At 60.5% G+C, this 22,309-nt stretch carries 20 protein-coding genes; 13 read left to right on the forward strand and 7 right to left on the reverse strand.

The window, feature by feature from the left end; all coding sequences use genetic code 11:
* The first annotated feature begins 140 nt into the window (after positions 1-140).
* The 8 genes from HGP17_RS29580 to HGP17_RS29615 all read left to right on the forward strand — a co-directional run bounded on the left by HGP17_RS29580 (position 141) and on the right by HGP17_RS29615 (position 8,733).
* On the forward strand, positions 141-1,367 hold the full coding sequence (locus HGP17_RS29580; protein ID WP_168814854.1) for a PfkB family carbohydrate kinase: 1,227 nt from the start codon (positions 141-143) through the stop codon (positions 1,365-1,367).
* Positions 1,364-2,131, forward strand: a complete 768-nt coding sequence (locus tag HGP17_RS29585; RefSeq protein WP_168814856.1) for a glutamine amidotransferase — start codon at positions 1,364-1,366, stop codon at positions 2,129-2,131. The genes HGP17_RS29580 and HGP17_RS29585 overlap by 4 nt, the downstream gene beginning before the upstream one ends.
* A gap of 26 nt (positions 2,132-2,157) precedes the next feature.
* On the forward strand, positions 2,158-2,928 hold the full coding sequence (locus tag HGP17_RS29590; RefSeq protein ID WP_168814858.1) for an ATP-binding cassette domain-containing protein: 771 nt from the start codon (positions 2,158-2,160) through the stop codon (positions 2,926-2,928).
* 33 nt (positions 2,929-2,961) lie between these two features.
* Positions 2,962-3,948, forward strand: a complete 987-nt coding sequence (locus HGP17_RS29595; RefSeq protein WP_168814860.1) for an autoinducer 2 ABC transporter substrate-binding protein — start codon at positions 2,962-2,964, stop codon at positions 3,946-3,948.
* A 17-nt stretch (positions 3,949-3,965) separates the two neighbouring features.
* Complete coding sequence (locus tag HGP17_RS29600; protein ID WP_168814862.1) at positions 3,966-4,943, forward strand: ABC transporter permease; 978 nt, start codon at positions 3,966-3,968, stop codon at positions 4,941-4,943.
* On the forward strand, positions 4,940-5,887 hold the full coding sequence (locus tag HGP17_RS29605; RefSeq protein ID WP_205926190.1) for an ABC transporter permease: 948 nt from the start codon (positions 4,940-4,942) through the stop codon (positions 5,885-5,887). The genes HGP17_RS29600 and HGP17_RS29605 overlap by 4 nt, the downstream gene beginning before the upstream one ends.
* Before the next feature lie 2 nt (positions 5,888-5,889).
* Positions 5,890-7,206 (forward strand): ArgE/DapE family deacylase, encoded by a 1,317-nt coding sequence (locus HGP17_RS29610; protein WP_168814864.1) that lies wholly within the window; start codon positions 5,890-5,892, stop codon positions 7,204-7,206.
* Positions 7,207-7,386: 180 nt separating this feature from the next.
* Entirely contained in the window at positions 7,387-8,733 is a 1,347-nt protein-coding gene (locus tag HGP17_RS29615; RefSeq protein WP_168814866.1) for an FAD-binding oxidoreductase, read from the forward strand.
* A 27-nt stretch (positions 8,734-8,760) separates the two neighbouring features.
* On the opposite strand, the gene guaD is transcribed toward HGP17_RS29615, so the two are convergent.
* Both guaD and HGP17_RS29625 read right to left on the reverse strand, forming a co-directional pair.
* Positions 8,761-10,113 (reverse strand): guanine deaminase, encoded by a 1,353-nt coding sequence (gene guaD / locus HGP17_RS29620; protein ID WP_168814868.1) that lies wholly within the window; start codon positions 10,111-10,113, stop codon positions 8,761-8,763.
* Complete coding sequence (locus HGP17_RS29625; RefSeq protein WP_168814870.1) at positions 10,110-11,348, reverse strand: urate hydroxylase PuuD; 1,239 nt, start codon at positions 11,346-11,348, stop codon at positions 10,110-10,112. Before HGP17_RS29625 ends, guaD begins: the two co-directional genes overlap by 4 nt.
* A 141-nt stretch (positions 11,349-11,489) precedes the next feature.
* Here HGP17_RS29625 and HGP17_RS29630 point away from each other — a divergent pair, with 141 nt between their 5' ends.
* The 3 genes from HGP17_RS29630 to HGP17_RS29640 all read left to right on the forward strand — a co-directional run bounded on the left by HGP17_RS29630 (position 11,490) and on the right by HGP17_RS29640 (position 13,219).
* Entirely contained in the window at positions 11,490-12,425 is a 936-nt protein-coding gene (locus tag HGP17_RS29630) for a LysR family transcriptional regulator (protein WP_168814872.1), read from the forward strand.
* 99 nt (positions 12,426-12,524) lie between these two features.
* The gene (locus tag HGP17_RS29635) at positions 12,525-12,776 is read left to right on the forward strand and encodes a type II toxin-antitoxin system Phd/YefM family antitoxin (RefSeq protein ID WP_168814874.1); all 252 of its coding nucleotides are present in this window, start codon (positions 12,525-12,527) and stop codon (positions 12,774-12,776) included.
* A gap of 2 nt (positions 12,777-12,778) precedes the next feature.
* Positions 12,779-13,219 carry a PIN domain-containing protein gene (locus tag HGP17_RS29640; protein ID WP_168814876.1) on the forward strand — a complete coding sequence of 147 codons (441 nt, stop codon included), beginning with the start codon at positions 12,779-12,781 and terminating at the stop codon, positions 13,217-13,219.
* 40 nt (positions 13,220-13,259) lie between these two features.
* Here HGP17_RS29640 and xdhC read toward each other — a convergent pair whose 3' ends face one another.
* From xdhC to uraH, 4 genes are read right to left on the reverse strand one after another with little or no spacing between them, the layout of a single operon-like run.
* Positions 13,260-14,108 (reverse strand): xanthine dehydrogenase accessory protein XdhC, encoded by an 849-nt coding sequence (xdhC, locus tag HGP17_RS29645; RefSeq protein ID WP_168814878.1) that lies wholly within the window; start codon positions 14,106-14,108, stop codon positions 13,260-13,262.
* Between the two features lie 4 nt (positions 14,109-14,112).
* Positions 14,113-16,467 (reverse strand): xanthine dehydrogenase molybdopterin binding subunit, encoded by a 2,355-nt coding sequence (gene xdhB / locus HGP17_RS29650; protein WP_168814880.1) that lies wholly within the window; start codon positions 16,465-16,467, stop codon positions 14,113-14,115.
* Between the two features lie 2 nt (positions 16,468-16,469).
* Complete coding sequence (gene xdhA / locus HGP17_RS29655; protein WP_168814882.1) at positions 16,470-17,954, reverse strand: xanthine dehydrogenase small subunit; 1,485 nt, start codon at positions 17,952-17,954, stop codon at positions 16,470-16,472.
* Between the two features lie 4 nt (positions 17,955-17,958).
* The gene (gene uraH, locus HGP17_RS29660) at positions 17,959-18,324 is read right to left on the reverse strand and encodes a hydroxyisourate hydrolase (RefSeq protein ID WP_168814888.1); all 366 of its coding nucleotides are present in this window, start codon (positions 18,322-18,324) and stop codon (positions 17,959-17,961) included.
* Positions 18,325-18,483: 159 nt separating this feature from the next.
* Here uraH and puuE point away from each other — a divergent pair, with 159 nt between their 5' ends.
* On the forward strand, positions 18,484-19,941 hold the full coding sequence (puuE, locus tag HGP17_RS29665; RefSeq protein ID WP_168814889.1) for an allantoinase PuuE: 1,458 nt from the start codon (positions 18,484-18,486) through the stop codon (positions 19,939-19,941).
* A 31-nt stretch (positions 19,942-19,972) separates the two neighbouring features.
* Positions 19,973-20,458: an ureidoglycolate lyase gene (locus HGP17_RS29670; protein WP_168814890.1), complete on the forward strand. Its 486-nt coding sequence runs from the start codon at positions 19,973-19,975 to the stop codon at positions 20,456-20,458.
* 190 nt (positions 20,459-20,648) lie between these two features.
* Here HGP17_RS29670 and HGP17_RS29675 read toward each other — a convergent pair whose 3' ends face one another.
* A complete protein-coding gene (locus HGP17_RS29675) occupies positions 20,649-21,941 on the reverse strand; it encodes an NCS2 family permease (protein ID WP_168814891.1) in 1,293 nt (430 codons plus the stop codon).
* Between the last annotated feature and the right edge of the window lie 368 nt (positions 21,942-22,309).

The raw sequence follows: 22,309 nt of genomic DNA on the forward strand, positions 1-22,309 counted from the left end.
CGATTTGGTTAAATTTTTCATTCAGTGCCGCCTGTTTCCAGCATCAGGCGCCGAATCGCTCCCAAAATTAGTTTTCGATTTCTTTGACGTTCCCTCGGGTGCTTCATAGCATTTGAAGCGTTTCAATGGATCTGGAAGCCATGAAAAAGGGACGACCGACTATTGCCGATGTTGCACGCACCGCCGGAGTATCCGTCGGGACGGTATCGAATTTCCTGAACGAAACGGTCCCCGTCAAACCCGAGACGGCCGATCGCATTCAGGCGGCGATCCATAAGCTCGCCTATCGACCGAGTGTGTTTGCGCGTTCGTTGCCGATGATGTCGGCAAAGGCCGTGCATGCAAAGGAAGGCAATCCGCGGCTGCTCGTCGTCGGTCATATCTGCCTCGATTATCTCTGCCGTGTACCCGTTCTGCCCCATCGCGATGACCGTGTCGCCGCGGATCACATCAACAAGGCGCTTGGCGGCCCGGCCGCCAATCTAGCTGTCGCCGCCGCCGGCATGGGTGCGCCCTACGAGCTTCAGATCGATCTTGCAACCGCGATCGGTGATGACGGGGACAGCGAGTGGGCGCTTGCCGAGCTGCTGGCGCGCAACGTCAACGTTCTTCCCATTCGCCGCCCGATCAAGAACCGCCTGCCGCGGGCGATCGTGATCATCGAGGCCAATGGCAGCAGGACGATCATCCACGAGACGTTCGAGTTGAGCGAGATCGACCTCACCGAAAACATGGACATCGAGCCGGCCAGCGTGCGCTCCTGCGTTCATATCGAAGGCTTTCACTATGAACGCATGGTCCCCTCGATCGCCCGCTTCCACGCGGCGGGATGGAAGGTAAGCCTCCATACCGCCGGCCTTCCTGCCGGCTCCCGCACCCCGGAAGCGTTTGCGGCCCTTGTCCGGCAGGTCGATCTGACATTCATCAACGACGAGACCTTTCGCGAAATCTTCGAGATTCGTACCCCGCTTGCATCGATGATCGATGAGGCGGATCGCATCCTCAAGCACATCAAGATGCGCGGCGATGTCGTTCTGACGCTCGGTGAATTCGGGGCCGTCATCTTCGCCAGAGGCGGCGGCGTTCCGATCGAGGTTCCCGCCTTGCCGATCACGCGGGTCGACGCCACCGGCGCGGGTGACGCATTTGCTGGCATCTTCCTCAGCCTCTGGCTGCACGACAAATCGCTGGCAGATGCCGCTCGCCATGCCGCCATCGGCGCCAGCCTCACGACGACAGCCGAAGGGGCGCAAGGACGACCCGCAAGCGCCGATGAGATCGCAGCGCTGCTGCCTTCGGTCGAAGTGAAGACAACGGTCGAAAACGGCCGCCATGCTCAAGAAAAATCGTCAAGGAGAAGACTATGACAATCAAGGTTTTGCTGGTCGGAGAGAGCTGGGTCTCGTCCGCAACCCATTACAAGGGCTTCGATCAGTTTGGCAGCGTCACGTTCCATCTCGGTGCGGAGCCGTTGGTCGACGCCCTCAAGGGTAGTGAATTTGAGATCACGTACATGACTGCGCATGACGCAGTCGAGAAATTTCCATTTTCTCTCGATGACCTCTCCGCCTATCAGGCCATCATTCTCTCCGATATCGGAGCCAATTCCCTGCTCCTGCCGCCGGCCGTGTGGCTGCATGGGAAGCCGGTCGCAAACCGGCTGAAGATCATCCGCGATTGGACTGCGGCAGGCGGCGGGTTGATGATGGCCGGCGGATATTTCAGCTTCCAGGGGATCGACGGCAAGGCGCGCTGGCGTCGTACGCCGGTCGAAGAGGCTCTGCCCGTCGAGTGCCTGCCCTATGATGATCGCCTCGAAATTCCTGAGGGCTTCCGCGCTGTCGTCAAAAGCAAGCATCCGATCCTCGACGGCATCGAAGGCGAATGGCCCCTGCTTCTGGGTGCCAACGAGGTTGTCGTCAAACAGCAGGCCGGCGTCGAGCTCGTAGCGACGTTGCCGGAATCGGAAGGCGGTCATCCGCTGCTGGTCACCGGCGAATACGGCGAGGGCCGCACGGTGGCCTGGACCTCGGATATCGGACCCCACTGGCTGCCCAATGAATTCGTCGCATGGCCCGGCTACGCGACCCTTTGGAAAAACATCCTGCGATGGATCAGTCGCGCCGCCTGAAGAGCGTGAAGCAGGGGAACAAAAAAATGAAAAATCCATTCTTGAAGGCCAACGGGATCAGCAAGCGCTTCGGTGCGCTTGCCGCTCTCACCGGCGTCGATCTCGAGATCAACAGCGGCGAAGTCCTGGCATTGCTGGGTGACAACGGTGCTGGCAAGTCGACGTTCGTAAAAATTTTGGCCGGTGCGCATACTCAAAGCGACGGCGAACTTCTCGTGGAGGGTCGGCCGGTGACCTTCTCGTCTCCCAAAGATGCGGCGGGCTCCGGTATCGCGACGATCTTTCAGGAGCTGGCCCTTTCGGAAAACCTCTCCATTGCGGAAAATGTTTTCCTTGGCCGTGAACTGCGGCGTTCGGTGCTCGGCATACCCTTCTTGCGCCGCACGGAGATGCGGGATCGCGTCGATGCTTTGCTGCACGAACTCGACGCCCATATTTCCGATCCGGAAGCACCGGTCGGCAGCCTGTCCGGCGGTCAACGTCAAGCCGTTGCTATCTGCCGGGCGCTTAATCTGAACGCCAAACTCGTCATCATGGACGAGCCGACGGCGGCGCTCGCAGTTGCCGAAACACGCAAGGTGCTGTCGTTGACGCGGCGTCTTGCCGAGCGCGGCTGCGCCGTTGTGCTCATCAGTCACAATATTGCCGACGTTTTCGAAGTCGCCGACCGCATGGTCGTCTTTCGCCGCGGTCGCAAGGTCGCGGAGCGATTGCGGCAGCAAACGACACCCGAAGAAATCGTCTCCCTCATAACAGGCGCTCACCCCGACGTGCGGGCGCTTGAAACCAATCAATAAAAAGCACGTCCAATCTCCAGAGAGGCTCCTCCTATGTTTCACAATCTCAAGACAGTGCTGATTGCATCATCATTGAGCCTTGCGCTCGCATCGACCGTATTTGCGCAAGACAAGCCGAAGGTGGCATTCGTGCCGCAGCTGGTCGGCATCCCCTATTTCAATGCCATGGAAGAAGGCGGCAAACGCGCGGCAAAGGACCTTGGCGTCGATTTCATCTACACCGGGCCGGTCGACACCAACCCGGTCGATCAGCTGCAGATCGTTCAGAACCTGATCGATCAGGGCGTCAATGCCGTGTCGGTCAGCGTGCTCGACGCCTCCTCTATCGCTCCGGTGGTCGAAGCTGCCAAGGCAAAGGGCGTCAAGCTCTTCACCAGCGATAGCGATGCGCCCGACAGCGGCCGCGCCGTCTATGTCGCTCAGGCGACCGACGAGGGTCTTGGCGGCGCAATCATCGATGAACTCGTCAAGCGAGTGGGTGCCGATGCGAAAATCGGCATTGTTTCGGGCGAGGCGACGGCGTCCAATCTCAATGCCTGGATCGGCTTCATGAAGCAGCGCGCGGCGGCAAAATACCCCAAACTTCAGCTGCTTGAGCCGCAATATGCAGGCGGCACCGCGCAGCGCGCAGCGCAGATCGCGGGCGACCTGATGACCGCCAATCCCGATCTCAAGGCTATCGTTGCGGTCGCCTCCTCGACATGCCCCGGCGTCGCCCAGGCCATCGAGACGGCGGGCAAGATCGGCAGCGTGATCGGAGCCGGTTATTGCAGCCCGAACACGGCAAAGGCCTACCTGAAGAGCGGCGCATTCGGCTTCACTGTTCTTTGGGATCCAGCTCAACTTGGCTATCTGACTGTCTGGGCTGGTAAGCAGTTGATCGACGGTAAGGCGTTTGCCGCTGAAAACAAGGTGCCTGGCTTCGATGCTCCCGTCACCTACGATGCCGCCAAGGGCATCCTGTTGCTGGGGCCGCCGGCCATCTTCACCGCCGACAATGTCGACAAATTCAACTTCTGACGGTGGATGATCACGCGATGCGACGGTTAAGTCCACGCTTCCTCGCCATGGGCGGACGTGAATGGGCGCTGCTTTGCGCGGCCATTCTCGCCGCGCTTGTCTTCACCGCCGCATCGCCCTTCTTTGCGACCATGGGCAACATCGATACGATCGTGCGCAACAGCATAGAGCTGATGCTCGTCGGTCTCGGCATGACGCTGTTGCTCGCCATGGGCGGTATCGATGTGTCTATCGGTATCGTCATGGGGCTTGCGGCGATCGGCGTTGCCAATGCCCTGCTTGCGGGCTGGGGCGCCTTGCCTGCAGCACTGCTGGGGCCTGCCATTGGTGCCGGCCTCGGTCTCTTGACCGGTGCCGTCGTCGTGATCGGCCGCATCCCGGCCATCGTCGGAACGCTCGGTCTTTTCGGCGTCTACCGAACGGCCGTCTTTGCCCTACTCGGGGGGCAATGGCTGTCGGGTCTGCCGACCAATCTGACCGGGCTTCTCGCTGGCAGCGTGGCGGGAGTTCCCTTCGCCGCCATCGCGATCGCCGTCGTCTATCTTGCCGTCTGGGTCGCGCTCAGGCGCACGCCTTTCGGCCCGCACCTTCTCTCCGTCGGCAATTCCGAAGAGAAGGCTCGCCTCTCCAGTGTGCCGGTCATGAAGGTGCGCCTGGCAACCTTCGTCATCAGCGGTGCGCTGACCGGACTGGCTGCCAGTTTCTATGTTGCCAATTATCGCAATGTCGAAATGGCAATCGGATCGACATTGGCGCTGGATGCGATTGCTGCGGTCGTTCTTGGCGGCACCAGCATCACCGGCGGACGCTGCAGTCTCCTGGGCACGGCCCTCGGCGTCGTTCTTTTGCGGATCCTGCAGAACGGATTGCTGCTCATGGGTGTCCCTTCTCTCTGGCAGTCGGTTGTCACCGGCGCGCTTTTGATTGGCGTTCTGGCGCTTGAAATGCCGGCCAGCCAGCTTGCTGCATTGAAAACGAAGTGGATGCGCGGATGACCAGAAACCAAACTATGAACGGCTCGTCGCGCATCCTGATGCTGCTTGGCGTCCTCTGGATCGTGGTTGTCGTGCTCTTCGGCATTCTCAAACCATCGATGTTCAGCCAGAGCACGATCACCACCATCTTGCAGTTCTCGACCATTCTTGCGCTCGTGGCGCTTGGACAGGGGCTTGTCGTCCTGGCAGGCGGCGCGGGGATCGATCTTTCCGTTGGCGGCACGGTGTCTCTTTCGGCGACACTGACGATGCTCGCGGTCAAGGCCGGCATGCCGACGCTGGCTATCCCGGTTGCATGCATTCTGATCGGAGCCGCCCTCGGCGCGCTGAACGGCTTGCTGGTGACCCGGCTTTCGATCCTGCCGCTGATTGCTACCCTTGGGACGCTGTTCATCTATTCTGGGCTCGCCGTTGCCTTGACCGGCGGCGCCGCGCAGTCGGGCGTGCCGGCCTGGCTGCTGAGCTGGGGGCGGGGTGTATTCTTCGGGCTGCCGGTACCGTTCACGACGGTCGTATTGCCGGCCTTCCTGTTCGGATCGGTGGTGCTGATGCGTTCCGCCTGGGGCGCCTGGATCTTCGCTCTTGGCTACAATGAACGCTCGGCCCGCCTCGTCGGCATCCCCGTCGACCGGGTGCGCCTGACGATCTATGCGCTGGGCGGCACCCTGGCCGGCCTCGCCGGGCTGGTCTCGATCGCCTGGCTTGGCAGCGCTCGACCCAATATCGGCCAAAACCTCGAACTGGAATCGCTGACGGCCGTCATGCTCGGCGGCATCGCCATCACCGGCGGCATCGGCGGTGTGATCGCCGCCGTTGTCCTCCTGGTGACGCTTAAGACGGGATTGCTGCAGCTCAATGTCAACACCGTGTGGCAGGTCGGCCTAGTCGGTGCGCTGCTGATCGCCGTTCTCCTCATTGACCGCATTTCGAAACACTGGAGATAAGAATGCCATCCATTGAAACTTTGATCGCCGACCATGTCGAGGCAGCGCATGAGCGCATCGTTGCGACCTTGAGCGATCTCGTTGCCTTCCCGTCGATCGTCAAATCCAATCCGAAGGAAGCAGGCCCCGGGGAACGCGATTGCCAGCTCTATCTGCAGAAGCGCCTGGAACGCCTCGGCTTTATGACCGATCTCTGGGACCCCGACGGGCCGGCGCTCTATGCGAAGTACGAAGGACGGCCGGGAGCGAACAAGGGCCGCACATTTGAAGGACGCCCGAACCTCGGCGGCGTTCTGAAGGGCACCGGCGGTGGCCGCTCCATCATGCTGACCGGCCATATCGACGTGGTGCCGCCCGGTGCGCCGGAGCACTGGACGACGGATCCTTTTGGCCCCGTCTTGAAAGACGGCTTTCTGCATGGTCGCGGCACCGTCGACATGAAAGGTGGCGTTGCCTGCATGCTGATGGCGGTCGAGATCCTCAAGGAGATGAATGTTCCGCTCAAGGGCGATATCGTCTTCACGACCGTCGTCGACGAAGAGATCGGCGGAATGGGATCGCTTGCCATGGTGGATCGTGGTTTCCGCGCCGATGCGGGCATCATGACCGAGCCGACCGCCAACCGTATCGCACCGCTCTGCCACGGCATCCTCTGGGGAAAGATCATCATTGACGGCATCGGCGGCCATGCGGAATTGACCCCGAATGCCTGGTACACGAGCGGGCCCGTAGATGCGGTGCAGCTTTGCCGCCAGATGCTCGATGGCATCGATATCCTCAATCGCCGATGGATGTTCGACCCCAGGAAGAACCATCCCCTCATGGATCTGCCCAACCAGATCATCGTCACGCAGGTCAAGGCGGGCGAACATCCATCCTCGATGGCGGGCAAGGCGGAGATCATCATCGATGCGCAATATCTGCCGAGCGAGAAGGATGACGTCGGTCTTGGCGGCCATGTGAAGCGCGAGATCGAGGAGCATGTCCGCAACATCTGCCAGGCGGATCCCTATCTGCGTGAACATCCCGCCCGCGTGGAATGGATCCTCGATGCGGATTGCGCTGAGGTGCCGGCTGACAATCCATTCGTCCGCCTGCTTCAGGATGCCGTCGAAACGGCCGAGCTGTCGCCCGCTCTGTGCGGCTTTGGCGCGCATAGCGATATCGGCCTGCCTACCTCTCTCGGCAATACGCCGACCGTCAACTTTGGACCGGGCGATCCGGCTCAGGCACATCAGCCGAATGAGCGGGTCTCGGTCCGCGATCTGGTCGACTGCACCAAGGCGATCGCGCTTGCCGTGCAGAAATGGTGCGCGTGAAACTTGAAGACACACCCTGCGTCAGCTGGGTTGATTCATGACGTCACGACGCCGGGTATTGCTCGTCCGGCGTCGTTTGGCAGTCTGCTCGGGTCGATCCCCGCGATCGACTGTTCTTGATGGGCTCTCCAAGAATGGCTACTAAGTCTATCGATGTAGTCAGATCGTCAGGATGTGCCCTTGCCTGTGTTTCCCTTCTCCGAAGCTGATCCCATTCAATTTTCCGGTCCGCTGCCGAAGACGTCGGACGTGGTGATCATTGGTGGAGGCGTCATTGGCGTGACGACGGCGCTGTTTCTGGCGAAAAGGGGCATTCCGGTCACGGTGCTTGAGAAGGGAAGGGTCGCAGCAGAGCAATCCTCCCGAAACTGGGGCTGGATCCGCAAGCAGGGGCGGGATGCGGATGAGCTTCCGATCGTGATCGAAGCCTGTCGTCTATGGCGGGAGTTGGCCAAGGAAACGGGCGAGGACATCGGCCTCAATCAGACCGGTGTGACCTATCTCGCGAACTCGGACAAGGATATGGCCGATTTCGAAGAGTTTATGAAACTCGCGGCCACCTATCAGCTCGATACCCGCTTGCTTGATGGAGACGAGACATCGCAGTTGATCCAGGGCATGTCACGAAAGTTCAAGGGGGCTATGACCACCCCGTCCGACTATCGTGCCGAACCCTGGCTCGCCGTGCCGGCACTTGCCCGGCTTGCCGTGCGGCACGGCGCTACGATCGTGGAAAACTGTGCCGCGCGAAATCTCGAACTGTCGGGCGGCAGGATCAGTGCCGTGCGCACCGAGGCGGGTCGCATCGAAACCTCCACCGTTCTCGTCGCCGGCGGCGCTTGGTCCTCTCTCTTTCTCAAGCGACACGGTATTTCCATCCCGCAATTGAGCGTCAGGGCAACGGTCGCCGCGACGGAGCCGTTGCCGGAGATTCATGCAGGCGCCGCCGCCGAAGACACCATTGCTTTCCGGCGTCGGCAGGACGGCGGTTATACGCTGGCACCTGGTGGCAGCAATTTGCTCTATGTCGGGCCGGACGCCTTCCGCCACGCGACAAAGTATTTTCCCGCACTGATGAACAATCCGTTCGGAACCCATTATCTGCCGCTTGCGCCCTCCGGTTATCCGGATGCATGGTCGACGCCGCGCCGCTGGACGCCGGATGAGTTGACGCCGTTCGAGCGCATGCGCGTGCTCAACCCCGCGCCGGAAGCTGCGGGCATTCGCGCGATAGAGCGCAATTTCAAGCAATTGTTTCCGCAGTTCGAAACGATCCGGTTGAAGAAGGCGTGGGCCGGTATGATCGACGCGATGCCGGATGCGGTGCCGATCGTCGACAAGGTGCCGGCGATCAATGGTCTGCTTGTTGCGACGGGAATGAGCGGACACGGGTTCGGGATTGGCCCCGGCATCGGCCGCATCGTGGCCGACCTGATCCAGGGAAATAAAATCGGGCACAATCTCCAGCGTTTTCGCTTTTCCCGGTTCAGCGATGGAAGCCCCATTCGCATGGGGCCTGCCATCTAGCAATCCGGTTCTGCCTCCCAGCAGACCCTAGCTATATTCCGGGGCCTTCTGTGACGTCCGCTGACCAGCGGTCTCGGGCTTCCGGTTCGTCTTCATCGCCTTTCCGGCGACATAGACCTCGGCAACGCAGCGATCGTCACCCATGGTCTGGAGAACGAAGAGTTCCTCGAGCAGCGACGTCGCGGTGCGCATGCGGAATTCCATTGCCGATTTGGCGCCGGAGTCGAGCACGACAATATCGGCGTCGGCGCCTGCTTGCAGCGAGCCGATCTGCTTTTCGAGACCGAGCGCCAGGGCGTTGCCGCGCGTCACGCGATAGAAGGAGTTGAACGGGGTCAGTCGCTGCCCCTGCAGATGCAGCACCTTGTAGGCCTCGTCCATCGTTTCCAGCATGGAGAAACTCGTCCCGGCGCCGACGTCCGTGGCAACCGACCAGCGGGCGCCGAGCCTGTCGAACTCCGCGGCGTTGAAAAGCCCCGAGCCGAGGAAGAGATTTGAAGTCGGGCAGAAGACACCGACCGCGCCCGTTTCGGCGAGCACGGCGACTTCCCGTTCGCTCATATGGATGCAGTGGCCGAGCAGCGTTCGCTCGTTGAGCAGCCCATAGCGGGCATAAATATCCGTATAGTCCTTGGCTTGGGGATAGAGAGACGTGGCAAAGGCGATCTCGTCCCGATTTTCGGAGAGATGCGTCTGGACGTAGCAGTCCGGATGTTCGGCGACGAGCGCCCTGCTCATCTCCATCTGTTCGGGCGTCGAGGTGATGGCGAAGCGAGGGCTGATGGCGTAGTGCGCGCGGCCGCGGCCATGCCACTTCTCGATCAGCTGCTTGGTCTCGTCGTAGCCGCGTTGCGGCGTATCGCGCAGCGCCTCAGGCGCGTTGCGATCCATCATGACCTTGCCGCCGATCATGCGCATGCCGCGCGCTTCGGCCGCCCCGAAATAGGCATCGACGCTTTCCGGGTGCACCGAGCAATAGGCGACTGCTGTCGTCGTGCCGTTGGATAGGAGTTCGTCCATGAAACGGTCTGCAACCTCGGCCGCATGGGCGGCGCGGGCAAACTTCTGTTCCTCGACGAAAATATAGGTGTTCAGCCACTCGAGTAGCTGTGCGCCATAGGAGGCGATTGCCTGCGTCTGCGGGAAATGCAGGTGCGTGTCGATGAAGCCGGGCAGGATGAGGTTTGGACGATGATCGGCGATCCTGATGCCGGCATCAGCCAGCTTGCGAACATCATTATACAAGCCGATATCAACGATCTTTCCATCGCGAACATAGACCGCGCCATCCTCGATATACCGATAGGACGCGGTATCATCGATACCTTGCGGCTCGGAAAGGAAGGTCAGCACGCGGCCACGGATCAGGACTTCGTTCATTGGGTCTTCTCCCCATTGATGGCACTTTCGTACCAGGAGACGAGCAGGCGGCGCTCCTCGTCGGTTATGTGAGAGGCGTTGGCCGGCGGCATAGCGTGGCTGCGGCCGGCCTGCAGATAGATCTCGCGGGCATGGGCGGCAATGTCGCGATCTGTCTCGAAGACCACGCCTTTTGGCGGCGCGATAATCCCTTCCCAGCTCGGCTCTTTTGCGTGGCACATGGAGCAGCGGCCCATGATCGTGTCACGCACCTTGGGGAAAGCCTCGGCGGTGACGAAGGGTTGCTGGGTCGCGGAGATCTTCGTCGTCGGTTCTTCCGTCAGGATCTTCGGCACCGTGGAAAGCCACATGATGATGATGAAGAGGATGACGGTGATCAGCCAGGTCCAGGTCGGGTTGCCGGCATTGGCATGGCGGGTGTTGAACCAGTGGCGGACAGTGACGCCCATCAGGAAGACGAGCGAGGCGATGATCCAGTTGAACTGCGTGCCGAATGCCAGCGGATAATGGTTCGACAGCATCAGGAACAGAACGGGCAGCGTCAGGTAGTTGTTGTGCGTTGAACGCTGCTTGGCGATGCGGCCGTATTTCGCATCGGGCGTGCGACCGGCAATCAGGTCGGCAACCACGATCTTCTGGTTCGGAATGATGATGAAGAACACGTTGGCCGACATGATCGTCGCGGTGAAGGCGCCGAGATGCAGGAAGGCGGCGCGGCCGGTGAACAGGTGCGTATAACCCCAGGCGACCCCCACGAGAATGAAGTACAGCGCCACCATCAGCCGCGTATTGTCGTTGCCGAAGGGCGATTTGCAGATCAGGTCGTATAGGAGCCAGCCACCGGCGATCGAGCCGAGCGAAATGGCAATCGCCACGGGCTTGGAGACGTCGAGCACGGCAGGGTCGATCATGTAGAGGTCTGCACCGGCATAATAGACAAGACAGAGCATGCCGAAGCCGGACATCCAGGTGACGTAGCTTTCCCATTTGAACCAGACGAGGTGGTTCGGCATGTTGGCTGGCGCAACCAGATACTTTTGGATGTGGTAGAAGCCGCCGCCATGGACCTGCCATTCCTCGCCATAGGCACCGGGCGGCAGCGCCGGATGCTTCTTGAGGCCGAGGTCAAGCGCTACGAAATAGAATGACGAGCCAATCCAGGCGATAGCCGTGATGACGTGCAGCCAGCGGACGGCAAATGTCAGCCAATCCCAGGCGATGGCATATTCATACATGGGAACTCCCTCCCGATCTTGAAGGGGTTGTTTGCCATCCCTGGATTTTCTCGAAAATCCCGGTGAATCCGCAACACTTTCAAAAAAATCTATAAGATCAGCCCTGGTTCGTTCCTCACGCCGATGTGATAGAAAGATGTCATGTCCTATCTTGATAACGTGCGTGTCTTCGTTCGCGTGGTCGAACTCGGTACCCTTTCGGCAGCAGGGCGCGATCAGCGCGTCACGCCCGCGGTTGCGAGCAATCGCATCAAGGAACTGGAGCGTCATCTCGGGGTGCGGCTGTTCAACCGGACGACGCGCAAGCTCTCGCCGACCGAGCACGGTCGTGTTTTCTATGAAAAGGCGGTGAAGATCATCGAGGCCGTCAACGAGGCGGAAGCGGCGATCGCGGATCTCTCACGCAATCCGAAAGGTTCGTTGAGGATCACGGCGCCGCTTGGCATCGGTCGAAGGCTGATCGCCTCTGGCATTCCGGAATTTCACGACAAATATCCGGATATCGAGGTGCGCGTGCGCCTCTCCGATCACAATGTCGATATCCTCGCCGAAGGCGTCGATGTGGCCTTCAAGCTGGGTGTGCTCGAGGACTCGAACCTGCGCATGCGCGGTATCCTGAATTGCGAGCGTGTTCTTTGCGCCTCGCCGGACTATCTCGCGCGCCGTGGCGTGCCGCCCACCGCCGACGCCTTGATTTCCGACAAGCACGACTGTCTTCTGCTACGCTATCCAGGCTCCAAGGAATATTTCTGGACTTTGGTCACGGCAGATGGTCCACGAAAATTCGAGGTTGCCGGCCCCTATGACAGCGATGACGGCGACGTGCTCACGCAATGGGCGCTCGAAGATCGCGGCATCATCAACAAGCCGCTTTTCGAGGTGAGGGCGCATCTGAAGGACGGACGGCTGGTAGAAATTCTGAAGGACAGTCCGCCCGCCTCGGTCCAACTCGCCGCAATCTATCCGCACAAGCGGTTTCAGGATCCCAAGGTCCGCCTGATGATCGATTTCATGGCAGAGCGCTGTCAGCGGCTGATCGGCAAGCTTCTGCAAGAAGAGCCTGCGACGGCGGAATGATGATGCGAACGACCTTCCGCGACGCAATGTTGATGATCTCTGCTTGAACCTTGCCGGCAAAATCATATATGACTATCGGTGGTCATATGGAGGCACGAGATGAAGGAAATCCAGCTCAAGGATGCGAAGGCGACGCTTTCCGCGGTGGTCGATCAGGCCGTGGCCGGCGAACCCACAGTCATTACCCGCCATGGCCGCAAGGAAGCCGTGCTGGTTTCCTTTGAAGAATGGCAACGGGTTTCCAAAGTGCCCGATTTCGCCGATCTGCTTTTAGCCTTTCCCGGCGAGGCGGCGGATATTCCCGAACGATCGCGAAAGCCCGCTCGCTCGTTGCGTGAAAGCGGTCTCTGATCTTGTATCTGCTGGACACCAATATCGTATCGGCCGACGCGCCGACCAAGCGTCATGTCGGGGCCGAGGCGTTTGCAGCCTGGGTCCGCGCGAATAGCGACCGGCTTTATCTTTCGGCAATCACCATCGCCGAGATCGAGGCAGGCATTGCGCGGGCAGTCAGGATCGAGGCGACGACGAAAGCGCAGCAGCTACGCCGCTGGCTTGCCGCAGTCGAACACTTCTATGCCGGTCGTATCCTGCCGTTCGGCATTGAAGAGGCGAGACAGGCTGGTTTGATGCTCGATCGAGCCAGAGCGCACGACCCCGGCTTTGAAGATATCGCCATCGCGGCGACTGCTGCTGCACACGGACTGACCGTCCTGACCGCCAATGAACGCCATTTCGAGCCGCTTGGGGTGTCACTCGCCAACCCTTTGAAGCAGCTACCGATTATCCAATAACGGCCCGTGCTTGATCGAGAATGCGCGGGATAGGCCGACTTTAGCGGTTTGTCACTCCGGCCAGTTTTGCGTGATCGGCGGACCACGTTAGCGCTGCCGTCATGATTTCCGCGGCGGCGAGCGTGGCGATGACCGTGGGCCGTTTGTCCTTCACGGCCGTGCCGCCGATCGGGCAGACAAGCCGTTCGAAAAGATGGGCCTGTCCCGTTTCCCGCGAAAGCCAGTTGCGAAACGTCGCGCGCTTGGTCTTGGAGCCGATCATGCCGACATAGGCGGCATCCCTATGCCGGAGCGCCTCTGCCGCAATGAGGAAATCGAGAGCATGATCGTGGGTCAGGATGACGAAGCTGCTGCCGGCTGGCGCGTCGCGCACGACGGCCTCGGGCATGGCCGTCAGGCAGGTTTCGATGCGAGGGACCGCGCTCGCCGTGAGCTCATCCTCTCGCGTGTCCACAAGCACGACGCGCAGCGGCGCCAGCGACAATGCCATGGCCAGCGCATCGCCAACATGTCCTGCCCCAAAGACATAGACATGCGGACGCGCCGCCATTTCCCGGTCGCTGCGGGAAATAAGCTCGTTTTCGCGCTCCGTGTTGAGAGCCGTGAAGGCAAGTCCCACCCGGCCGCCACAGCACTGGCCGATCTCCGGGCCGAGCGGTACGTTCATCGGCTCTGCGGAAAGGCCGGAGCGCAAGGCCCGGCGCGCCTGATCGATCGCCATGTATTCGAGTTGTCCGCCGCCAATGGTCGCAAAGATCGCGCGCTCCGATACCAGCATCCAGGCATCGGTGTCGCGCGGCGCCGAGCCTGCAACCCCCGTCACCTCGACAAGGATCGACACCGGTTCACGGCGTAGAAAGTCCCGGATATCCTCGCGCGCGGCATTCATCACCTCACTCCTTGTGCGCAGCCTTCAGACGTTCGATCGCCATCAGCACCCGCTCGGGCGTTGCCGGTGCATCGAGGCGAGGGCAGACCTTGTGATCCGCAACACTTGCCACCGCATCCGAAAGCGCATGCAAGACGGCAAGACCAAGCGGCAATGGTGGTTCGCCGACGGCCTTAGAACGATGGATCGTCGGCTCATAGGCCTCCGACCAGTCGGTCAGCGCCACATTGAAAATCTTCGGGCGGTCGGATGCAAGCGGGATCTTGTAGGTGGAGGGCGCGTGCGTGCGAAGCCGACCCTTGTCATCCCACCAGAGTTCTTCCGTGGTCAACCAGCCCATGCCCTGAATAAAGCCGCCTTCGATCTGGCCGATATCGATCGCCTTGTTCAAGGATCTGCCGGTGTCATGCAGAATGTCCGTGCGCTCGATCACGTATTCGCCCGTCAGCGTGTCGATCGAGACTTCCGAACAGGCAGCGCCATAGGCGTAGTAGTAGAAGGCATGACCACGTCCCGCCTTGCGGTCCCAATGAATCTTCGGCGTCTTGTAGAATCCCGCAGCCGATAGCTGCACACGCGACATATAGGCCTTCTTGATCAGATCGGGGAAGGACATCTCGATCTCGCCGATGCGCACGCGGTTGGGCAGGAATATGACCTGATCGCGCTGCACCTGATGGCTTTCCGCTGCAAAGGCGATCAATCGCTCCTTGATCTGGCGTGCGGCATTCTGCGCCGCCATGCCGTTCAGATCGGCACCCGAGGAGGCGGCCGTCGGCGAGGTGTTCGGCACTTTGGCTGTCGTCGTCGCGGTGATCTTCACCCGGTCAAGATCGATCTGGAATTCTTCCGCCACGACCTGCGCCACTTTCAGATGCAGACCCTGTCCCATCTCCGTGCCGCCGTGGTTCATGTGCACCGAGCCGTCGCTATAGACATGTACCAGCGCGCCGGCCTGGTTCGATTCCGTCTTGGTGAAGGAGATGCCGAATTTCACCGGCGTCAGCGCGATACCGCGCTTGACGATGCGGCTCCCGGCATTGAACTCGGCGATCGCCTTGCGGCGCCCGGCATAATCGGCGCTTTCCTCGAGTTCGGCGACGATGCGCTGGATGATGCAGTCTTCGACCTTCTGGTGATAGGGGGTGAGGTTGCGCTCGCCCTGGACGCCCATTGCGTCGTAGAAATTGAGTTTGCGGATTTCCAGCGGGTCCTTGCCGACCGCGAAAGCCACTTCATCAATGACGCGTTCGGCGCCGACCATGCCCTGCGGGCCGCCAAAGCCGCGGAAGGCGGTGTTGGAGACCGTGTTGGTGTAGAGCGGAGCCGATTTCGCATGCACATGTGGGAAGAAATAGGCATTGTCGCAATGAAACAGCGCGCGATCGCCGACGGGGCCGGAGAGGTCGGCGGAAAAGCCGGCCCTTAGCGCGAAAGTATAGTCGACGGCCAGGATGCGCCCCTCATCATCGAAGCCGATGTCGTAGTCGATGGCAAAGTCGTGCCGTTTACCCGTCGCGACCATGTCTTCGTCCCGATCGAGCCGAAGCTTGACCGCGCGCTTCAACATCTTGGCGGCGATGGCCGCGATAGCAGCGCATTGGTTCGCCTGCGTTTCTTTGCCGCCGAAGCCGCCGCCCATGCGGCGAACCTCGATCGTCACGGCATTGCTCGGCACACCCAGTGCATGGGCGACCATATGCTGTGTCTCGCTCGGGCCCTGTGTCGAGCAATAGACCACGACTTCGTCGTCTTCGCCGGGAACGGCAAGTGATACCTGGCCTTCAAGATAGAAATGATCCTGGCCGCCGAGCCGCATGCGACCCGTCACTCGCCGTGGCGCGCTTTCAAGGGCTGACGCTGCATCGCCGCGCTTTAGCGTTAGCGGCGTGACGACCTGTCGATGGGTTGCAACATCGAGATCCCAGATGTCGATATCGGCAGGCAATGCCTCGTATTTGATCTTGGCAAGCCGCGCGGCGCGGCGCGCCTGCTCGCGTGTTTCGGCGATGACACAGAAGATCGGCTGACCATGAAACTCGACCTTGCCGTCGGCAAGCACCGGATCATCGTTCATATAGGATGGCGAGATGTCGTTGACGCCGGGCACATCCGCATGCGTCAGTACGGTTACGACACCGGGTGCGGCGCGAACGGCGGTGAGATCGACGGACTTCAAAATGCCGTGGGCCACGGTCGACAGACCAATGCCCGCATGCAGGGTGCCCATGGGTTCCGGGATATCATCGATATACACGGCGGTGCCGGCGACGTGCTTGTGAGCCGAGTCATGGCGCGGGCTTGCGTGCACGCCGCCAACGATGGTTTCGGCCTTGAGATCGGACGTGTGCTTGTTCATGGCTAGGCGGCCTCATATCTCGACACCTGAGCCGGTGCCGCGCTGGACGTCGTTTCCAGATAGAAGCGAAGAAGAAGGTTTTTCGCTGCTAGTGCGCGATAATCCGCGGTGGCGCGCATGTCGGTCAGCGGCGAATAGTCCTCCGCATATTTTTCCATTGCCGCAGCTACCGTCTCTTCGCTCCAGGGCTTGCCGAGCAGTGCGGCTTCGACAGCGAAGGCGCGTTTCGGCGTGGCGGCCATGCCGCCATAGGCAATGTTAATGGCCGTCACCATCCCGCCGGCATCGAGCGACAGGCGGAATGCACCGAGCGTTGCGGTAATGTCCTCGTCCCGACGCTTGGTGACTTTGTAGATCGCGAATTTTTCGTTGGCGCTCGGGATCGGCACATGCACGGCTTCGACAAATTCTCCGGCCTGCCGATCCTGCTTGCCATAGGCGATGAAGAAATCCGCAAGCACGATGGTGCGCCGGACGGCGCCCTTGCGCAGGGTGACCGAAGCGCCGAGCGCGATCAGCGGGGGCGGAGTGTCGCCGATCGGCGAGCCGTTGGCGATATTGCCGCCGATCGTACCCATGTTGCGCACCTGCTGGCCGCCGATGCGGTTCACCAGCGCGCCGAGGGCCGGAATATGTTGTGAAAGCGTCGCGATAGCCTCGGCATAGGTGACGCCTGCGCCGATGGTGATAACGCCATTCTCGACGGCGATGGACTTCAGCTCGGAGAGGCTGGCGATGAAGATTGCCGGCGAGATGTCGCGCATGTGTTTGGTGACCCAAAGGCCGACATCGGTGGAGCCGGAAACCACTGTGGCACCCGGAGAGGCATCGAGGACTGAAGCGAAATCGTCGAGATCGGCGGGCACGACCAGCCGATCTCGGCCTTCACCGATTTCGACGCGAGCGCCGTCGCGCAACGCCTTGAGCCGCGCGATCATCGCGGCGCGTTCTATCAGAAGCGGATCGCGCTCGGTGCCGCCATAGTTGGAAATGGCACGGGCGGCACGCAATATCGGCTCATAGCCGGTGCAACGACAGAGGTTGCCCTGAAGCGCGATCTCGATTTGCCGATCAGACGGATTTGGCGTCTGCATCCACAGGCCATAGAGCGACATGACGAAGCCGGGCGTGCAGAAGCCGCATTGCGAGCCATGAAAATCGACCATGGCCTGCTGCACAGGATGCAGGTGGTCGTCTTTGCCGGCGACATGTTCGATAGTCACCACATGACAGCCGTCGAGTGACCCAAGAAACCGAATGCAGGCGTTGACGCTTTCATACACAAGGCCATCCGTCGGGGTCAGGCGCCCGACGAGCACGGTGCAGGCGCCGCAATCGCCCTCGGCGCAGCCTTCCTTGGTGCCCTTCAGCGAGCGTGCAAGCCGCAGCCAATCGAGCAAGGTCTGGCTTGGCTTGACGTCGGCAAGAACGATATCCTCGCCATTGAGGATGAAGCGCAATTGGGAGCGGATGGCGACGGAGGTCATGATTTCAACTCCCTCGGTACGTGGAATAGCTGTAGGGCGACACCAGCAGCGGCACATGGTAATGCGAGCTCTCATCCGCAAGGCCGAAGCGGATCGGTATGATGTCTAGAAACATCGGTTCATCGGATGCGCGGCCAAGATAATCGCCGGCATGGAAGCGCAGCTCATAAGTGCCGGCCTTCATGGTATCCCCTGACAGAAGCGGAGCATCGCAGCGACCATCGGCATTGGTTTGCGTCGTTTGAAGATGGTGATGCGTATCGCCCTCGATCCGATAAAGATCGATGCGCAGCCCTTGTGCCGGCTTGCCGAGCGCCGTGTCCAGCACGTGAGTGGTGAGCCGGCCGGCTCCTTGCGAATGAGACTGCATGTTTTCTCCCGAACGTGGCGCTCCTGTCTCCACTATCCGCCATGCCTATTCCTCTGAAAAGCGCCGGTATCGTTCGAGACTTTCAAATTTTCCAAGGGGAATAGCGCGCGCGATTTGCGGTTAGAAATTCGCCATCGAAAACATTGGGAGGAGTGTTTCATGCGATATTGCCGTGACATGCACGGATATGGCCGGACGCCGCCGGCGTCTCTGTGGCCGGACGAGGCACGCATCGCCGTGCAATTCGTCTTGAACTACGAAGAGGGGGGCGAGAACTGCGTGCTGCATGGCGACGCGGCGTCTGAGGCCTTTCTTTCTGAGATCGTCGGTGCCACCCAGTGGCCTGGCCAGCGCCATTGGAACATGGAATCGATCTATGAATATGGCGCCCGCGCCGGCTTCTGGCGCCTGCACCGGCTTTTCACGGATAGACAGTTGCCGGTGACCGTCTACGGGGTCGCGACAGCGTTGCAGCGATCGCCGGCGCAGGTTGCCGCCATGTTGGAAGCCAACTGGGAAATTGCCTCGCACGGACTCAAATGGGTCGAGCACAAGGACATGGGGCGCGAACAGGAGCGCGAAGCGATCGACAAGGCCATTCGGCTACACACGCTTGTGACCGGCGAGCGGCCTCGTGGCTGGTACACCGGGCGCTGTTCGGCCAATACTGTCGATCTGGTGACGGAAGCGGGCGGCTTCGATTACATCTCAGACAGCTATGCCGACGATCTGCCCTATTGGCGCGAATATGACGGCCGTCACCAGCTGATTATTCCCTACACGCTAGATACCAACGATATGCGCTTTGCGACGCCGCAGGGCTTCAACAGCGGCGATCAATTCTTCAGCTACCTGAAGGATACGTTCGATGCGCTTTACGCAGAGGGGGCAGCGGGATGTCCGAAGATGATGAGCATCGGCCTGCACTGCCGCCTCATCGGCCGCCCGGGACGCGTGATGGCGCTTGCCCGCTTCATCGACTACGTCCAGAGCCATGAAAAGGTCTGGATCGCGCGCCGCGTCGATATCGCCAGACATTGGGCGCAGCACCATCCGCCAATGCCAGGCGTCGAGAAGCCGACGCGCATGCCGGAGGCCGTCTTCGTCCAGCGTTTCGGCGGTGTTTTCGAACATTCGCCCTGGATTGCCCGGCGTGCCTTTGCGGGCGAACTTTCGCCGGCGAATGATACCGCGATCGGCCTTCATGCGGCGCTTGTCTTCCAGTTTCGCGCGGCAAGTGAGGAGGAGCGGCTCGCCGTGCTCGTCGCACACCCGGATCTCGCCGGCAAGCTGGCACAGGCAAAGCGCCTGACGGAGAGCTCGACGCAAGAGCAGGCCTCTGCCGGCCTAGATGCCTTGACGGATGAGGAGCGGCGTCGTTTCACCGAACTCAACGACCGTTACGTCGCGAAATTCGGCTTCCCGTTCATCATCGCCGTGCGTGACCATTCCAAATCGGGAATTCTGGCCGCATTCGAGGCACGGCTCGGCAACGATCGCAATACCGAATTCGCCGCTGCCTGCCGTCAGGTGGAGCGCATCGCATTTCTGCGGCTGGCGGCCTTGCTTCCCGAAGGAGAAGGCCGGCACGGGGTCGGACAGCGCAGCGCGGCCTGAGTGTTGGCCGGAACGATTGAGGAGAGCGCGAATGAAAATGATCGAGATCCAACCCCTGACCAATGTCGCCTTCTTTCCCTTTGGCGAGGTGATCGAAATGGAAGGGGCGTATAACTATCCTATCAACGCGGGAAAATGCGTTCGATATCATGATCTTGCAAAGGTCGAGACGACGGGCGGCAAAGCCCGGGCGATGATCAGCCTGCTGCGCGGACAGCCCTATCCATTGCCGCTGGAGCTGAAGATGGTGGAGCGGCATCCTCTCGGCAGCCAGGCTTTCATCCCGTTGACGGAACATCCGTTTCTGGTCGTCGTCGCGAAGGAAACCGCGAATGGACCGGCCGAGCCGCTGGCCTTCCGCACGAAGCCGGGGCAGGGGGTCAACATCGGCCGCAATGTCTGGCACGGCATCCTCACGCCGCTCGACGGCGTGTCCGACTTTGCCGTGATCGATCGCGGCGGCGAAGGCGTCAATCTGGAAGAGCATTTCTTCGAAGAGCCATTTTTGATCCGCTGAGGCGATCGTAAGGCCGAATGAAAACGGGGCGCTGCAATCGCAGCGCCCCGTTTTATCGTATGCCAATGCAAGAGCTGAATTCCGCGTCACATCTATTGCGCGAGGATTCCTAAGGTTCATGCCGTGCACATAGACACAAAGAAGCCGGGGCTTCGCTTCGGATGCCCCGGCGCCATGAGGTTTGGTTTGCTCAGTCTGCGAAGAAGGCGAAGCGCACGATGAACAGGGCGGCTACGATCTGTGTCGCCAGATGTAGCGTCGACCAGCGTCCAGTGCAAACCTTGAGCACCACATAGCTGATGAAGCCGAATGCAAGGCCGTTGGCAATCGAGTAGGTAAAGGGCATTGCCAAGGCGGTGAGTGCTGCCGGTGCCGCCTCGGTCAGATCGTCCCATTCGATTTCCGTCAATTCGCGCATCATCAGGCCGGCGACGTAGAGCAGGGCAGGTGCGGTCGCATAAGCGGGAACGGAAGCTGCGAGCGGCGAGAAGAACAGCGCTGCGATAAAGAGCACGGCAATGGTCAATGCCGTCAGGCCTGTGCGGCCGCCGGCTTGAACGCCCGAGGCGCTTTCGACATAGGCTGTGGTGCTGCTGGTGCCCATCAGCGAGCCCGCCACAATGGCCACACTGTCGGCAAGCAGCGCCCGGCTGAGGCGGCTCGGCTTGCCTTCCTCGATCAGTTTCGCCCGCTTGGCGACGCCGATCAGCGTTCCGGTCGCGTCAAAAACCTCGACGAGCACGAAGACGAGAATGATATGAACCAGGCCGCCATGCAGAGCGCCGACGATATCGAGCTGCATGAAGGTGGGCAGCATGGACGGCGGCATGGAGACGACGCCGTGGAACTGGCTGACGCCGAAAATCCACGAGAGGACTGTGACGGCCAGAATGCCGATCAGGATCGAGCCTTTCACGCGCATCGCATCCAGAACGGCAATCACGAAGAAGCCGAAGATCGCAAGAAGAGGTCCTGTCTGCTTGAGATCGCCAAGCCCGATCAGCGTCGCCTTGTTGGCGACCACGATATTGGCGCTCTTCAGCGCGATGATCGCCAGAAACAAGCCGATACCGGCGGCAATCGCGCTTCTGAGCGAGCGGGGAATGCCGGCAATCAGCCAGCTGCGCACACCGGTGACGGTCAACAGCAGGAAGATGCCGCCGGAGATGAAGACAGCGCCGAGCGCCTGCTGCCAGGTGAAACCGAGTGCTGCGACGACAGTGAAGGCAAAGAAGGCGTTTAGTCCCATGCCCGGCGCAAGGCCGATCGGCCAATTGGCGACCAGACCCATGACGATGGAGCCCAATGCCGCAGCAAGACAGGTGGCGACGAAGATCGCATTCCGGTCCATGCCGGTGGTCGACAGAATATCCGGATTGACGAAGATGATGTAGGACATCGTCAAGAACGTCGTCACGCCAGCGATGAGTTCGGTGCGAACGGACGTGCCGTGCTCACTCAATTTGAAAAGTCTTTCGAGCATTATTCCTCCCTAAGCGTTCCAGACGCTCGTGAATGTCATGTGACTTGCCGGCATCTCCTCCGATGCGGGCCACGAGAAGCGCCTGTCAGACGTTTCGCAGCGTGGGGGATTGTGCGCTTTTAAGGGCTCCGCGCGCTAGAGCCGGATTTCCCTGCAATTCGCGAAAGACATTCTAGTTTTTCTGGCTATGTCTGCGAGGCTGACGGGGGAGGAACGGAGCGATGACGCGGTCAAAACTCAGACTGTCACCATTTATTGTCACGTTCCAATGGATCTAATCCATCTGTCAAACGCGATATAGGTGCAATCCTATAAGGGTTAAATGACAAAGCCAACCGGTTTTGCAATTTTCAGCGATGGCCGCCCGA

The sequence above is a fragment of the Rhizobium sp. P38BS-XIX genome, from assembly GCF_012641435.1.
Classification (GTDB): domain Bacteria; phylum Pseudomonadota; class Alphaproteobacteria; order Rhizobiales; family Rhizobiaceae; genus Rhizobium.

Excerpts from the sequence above, each read along its gene's own strand:
- HGP17_RS29580 (WP_168814854.1), top strand. The coding sequence starts at position 141 with ATGAAAAAGGGACGACCGACTATTGCCGATGTTGCACGCACCGCCGGA.
- HGP17_RS29585 (WP_168814856.1), top strand. The coding sequence starts at position 1,364 with ATGACAATCAAGGTTTTGCTGGTCGGAGAGAGCTGGGTCTCGTCCGCA.
- HGP17_RS29590 (WP_168814858.1), top strand. The coding sequence starts at position 2,158 with ATGAAAAATCCATTCTTGAAGGCCAACGGGATCAGCAAGCGCTTCGGT.
- HGP17_RS29595 (WP_168814860.1), top strand. The coding sequence starts at position 2,962 with ATGTTTCACAATCTCAAGACAGTGCTGATTGCATCATCATTGAGCCTT.
- HGP17_RS29600 (WP_168814862.1), top strand. The coding sequence starts at position 3,966 with ATGCGACGGTTAAGTCCACGCTTCCTCGCCATGGGCGGACGTGAATGG.
- HGP17_RS29605 (WP_205926190.1), top strand. The coding sequence starts at position 4,940 with ATGACCAGAAACCAAACTATGAACGGCTCGTCGCGCATCCTGATGCTG.
- HGP17_RS29610 (WP_168814864.1), top strand. The coding sequence starts at position 5,890 with ATGCCATCCATTGAAACTTTGATCGCCGACCATGTCGAGGCAGCGCAT.
- guaD (WP_168814868.1), bottom strand. The coding sequence starts at position 10,113 with ATGAACGAAGTCCTGATCCGTGGCCGCGTGCTGACCTTCCTTTCCGAG.
- HGP17_RS29625 (WP_168814870.1), bottom strand. The coding sequence starts at position 11,348 with ATGTATGAATATGCCATCGCCTGGGATTGGCTGACATTTGCCGTCCGC.
- HGP17_RS29630 (WP_168814872.1), top strand. The coding sequence starts at position 11,490 with ATGTCCTATCTTGATAACGTGCGTGTCTTCGTTCGCGTGGTCGAACTC.
- HGP17_RS29635 (WP_168814874.1), top strand. The coding sequence starts at position 12,525 with ATGAAGGAAATCCAGCTCAAGGATGCGAAGGCGACGCTTTCCGCGGTG.
- xdhC (WP_168814878.1), bottom strand. The coding sequence starts at position 14,108 with ATGAATGCCGCGCGCGAGGATATCCGGGACTTTCTACGCCGTGAACCG.
- xdhB (WP_168814880.1), bottom strand. The coding sequence starts at position 16,467 with ATGAACAAGCACACGTCCGATCTCAAGGCCGAAACCATCGTTGGCGGC.
- xdhA (WP_168814882.1), bottom strand. The coding sequence starts at position 17,954 with ATGACCTCCGTCGCCATCCGCTCCCAATTGCGCTTCATCCTCAATGGC.
- uraH (WP_168814888.1), bottom strand. The coding sequence starts at position 18,324 with ATGCAGTCTCATTCGCAAGGAGCCGGCCGGCTCACCACTCACGTGCTG.
- puuE (WP_168814889.1), top strand. The coding sequence starts at position 18,484 with ATGCGATATTGCCGTGACATGCACGGATATGGCCGGACGCCGCCGGCG.
- HGP17_RS29670 (WP_168814890.1), top strand. The coding sequence starts at position 19,973 with ATGAAAATGATCGAGATCCAACCCCTGACCAATGTCGCCTTCTTTCCC.
- HGP17_RS29675 (WP_168814891.1), bottom strand. The coding sequence starts at position 21,941 with ATGCTCGAAAGACTTTTCAAATTGAGTGAGCACGGCACGTCCGTTCGC.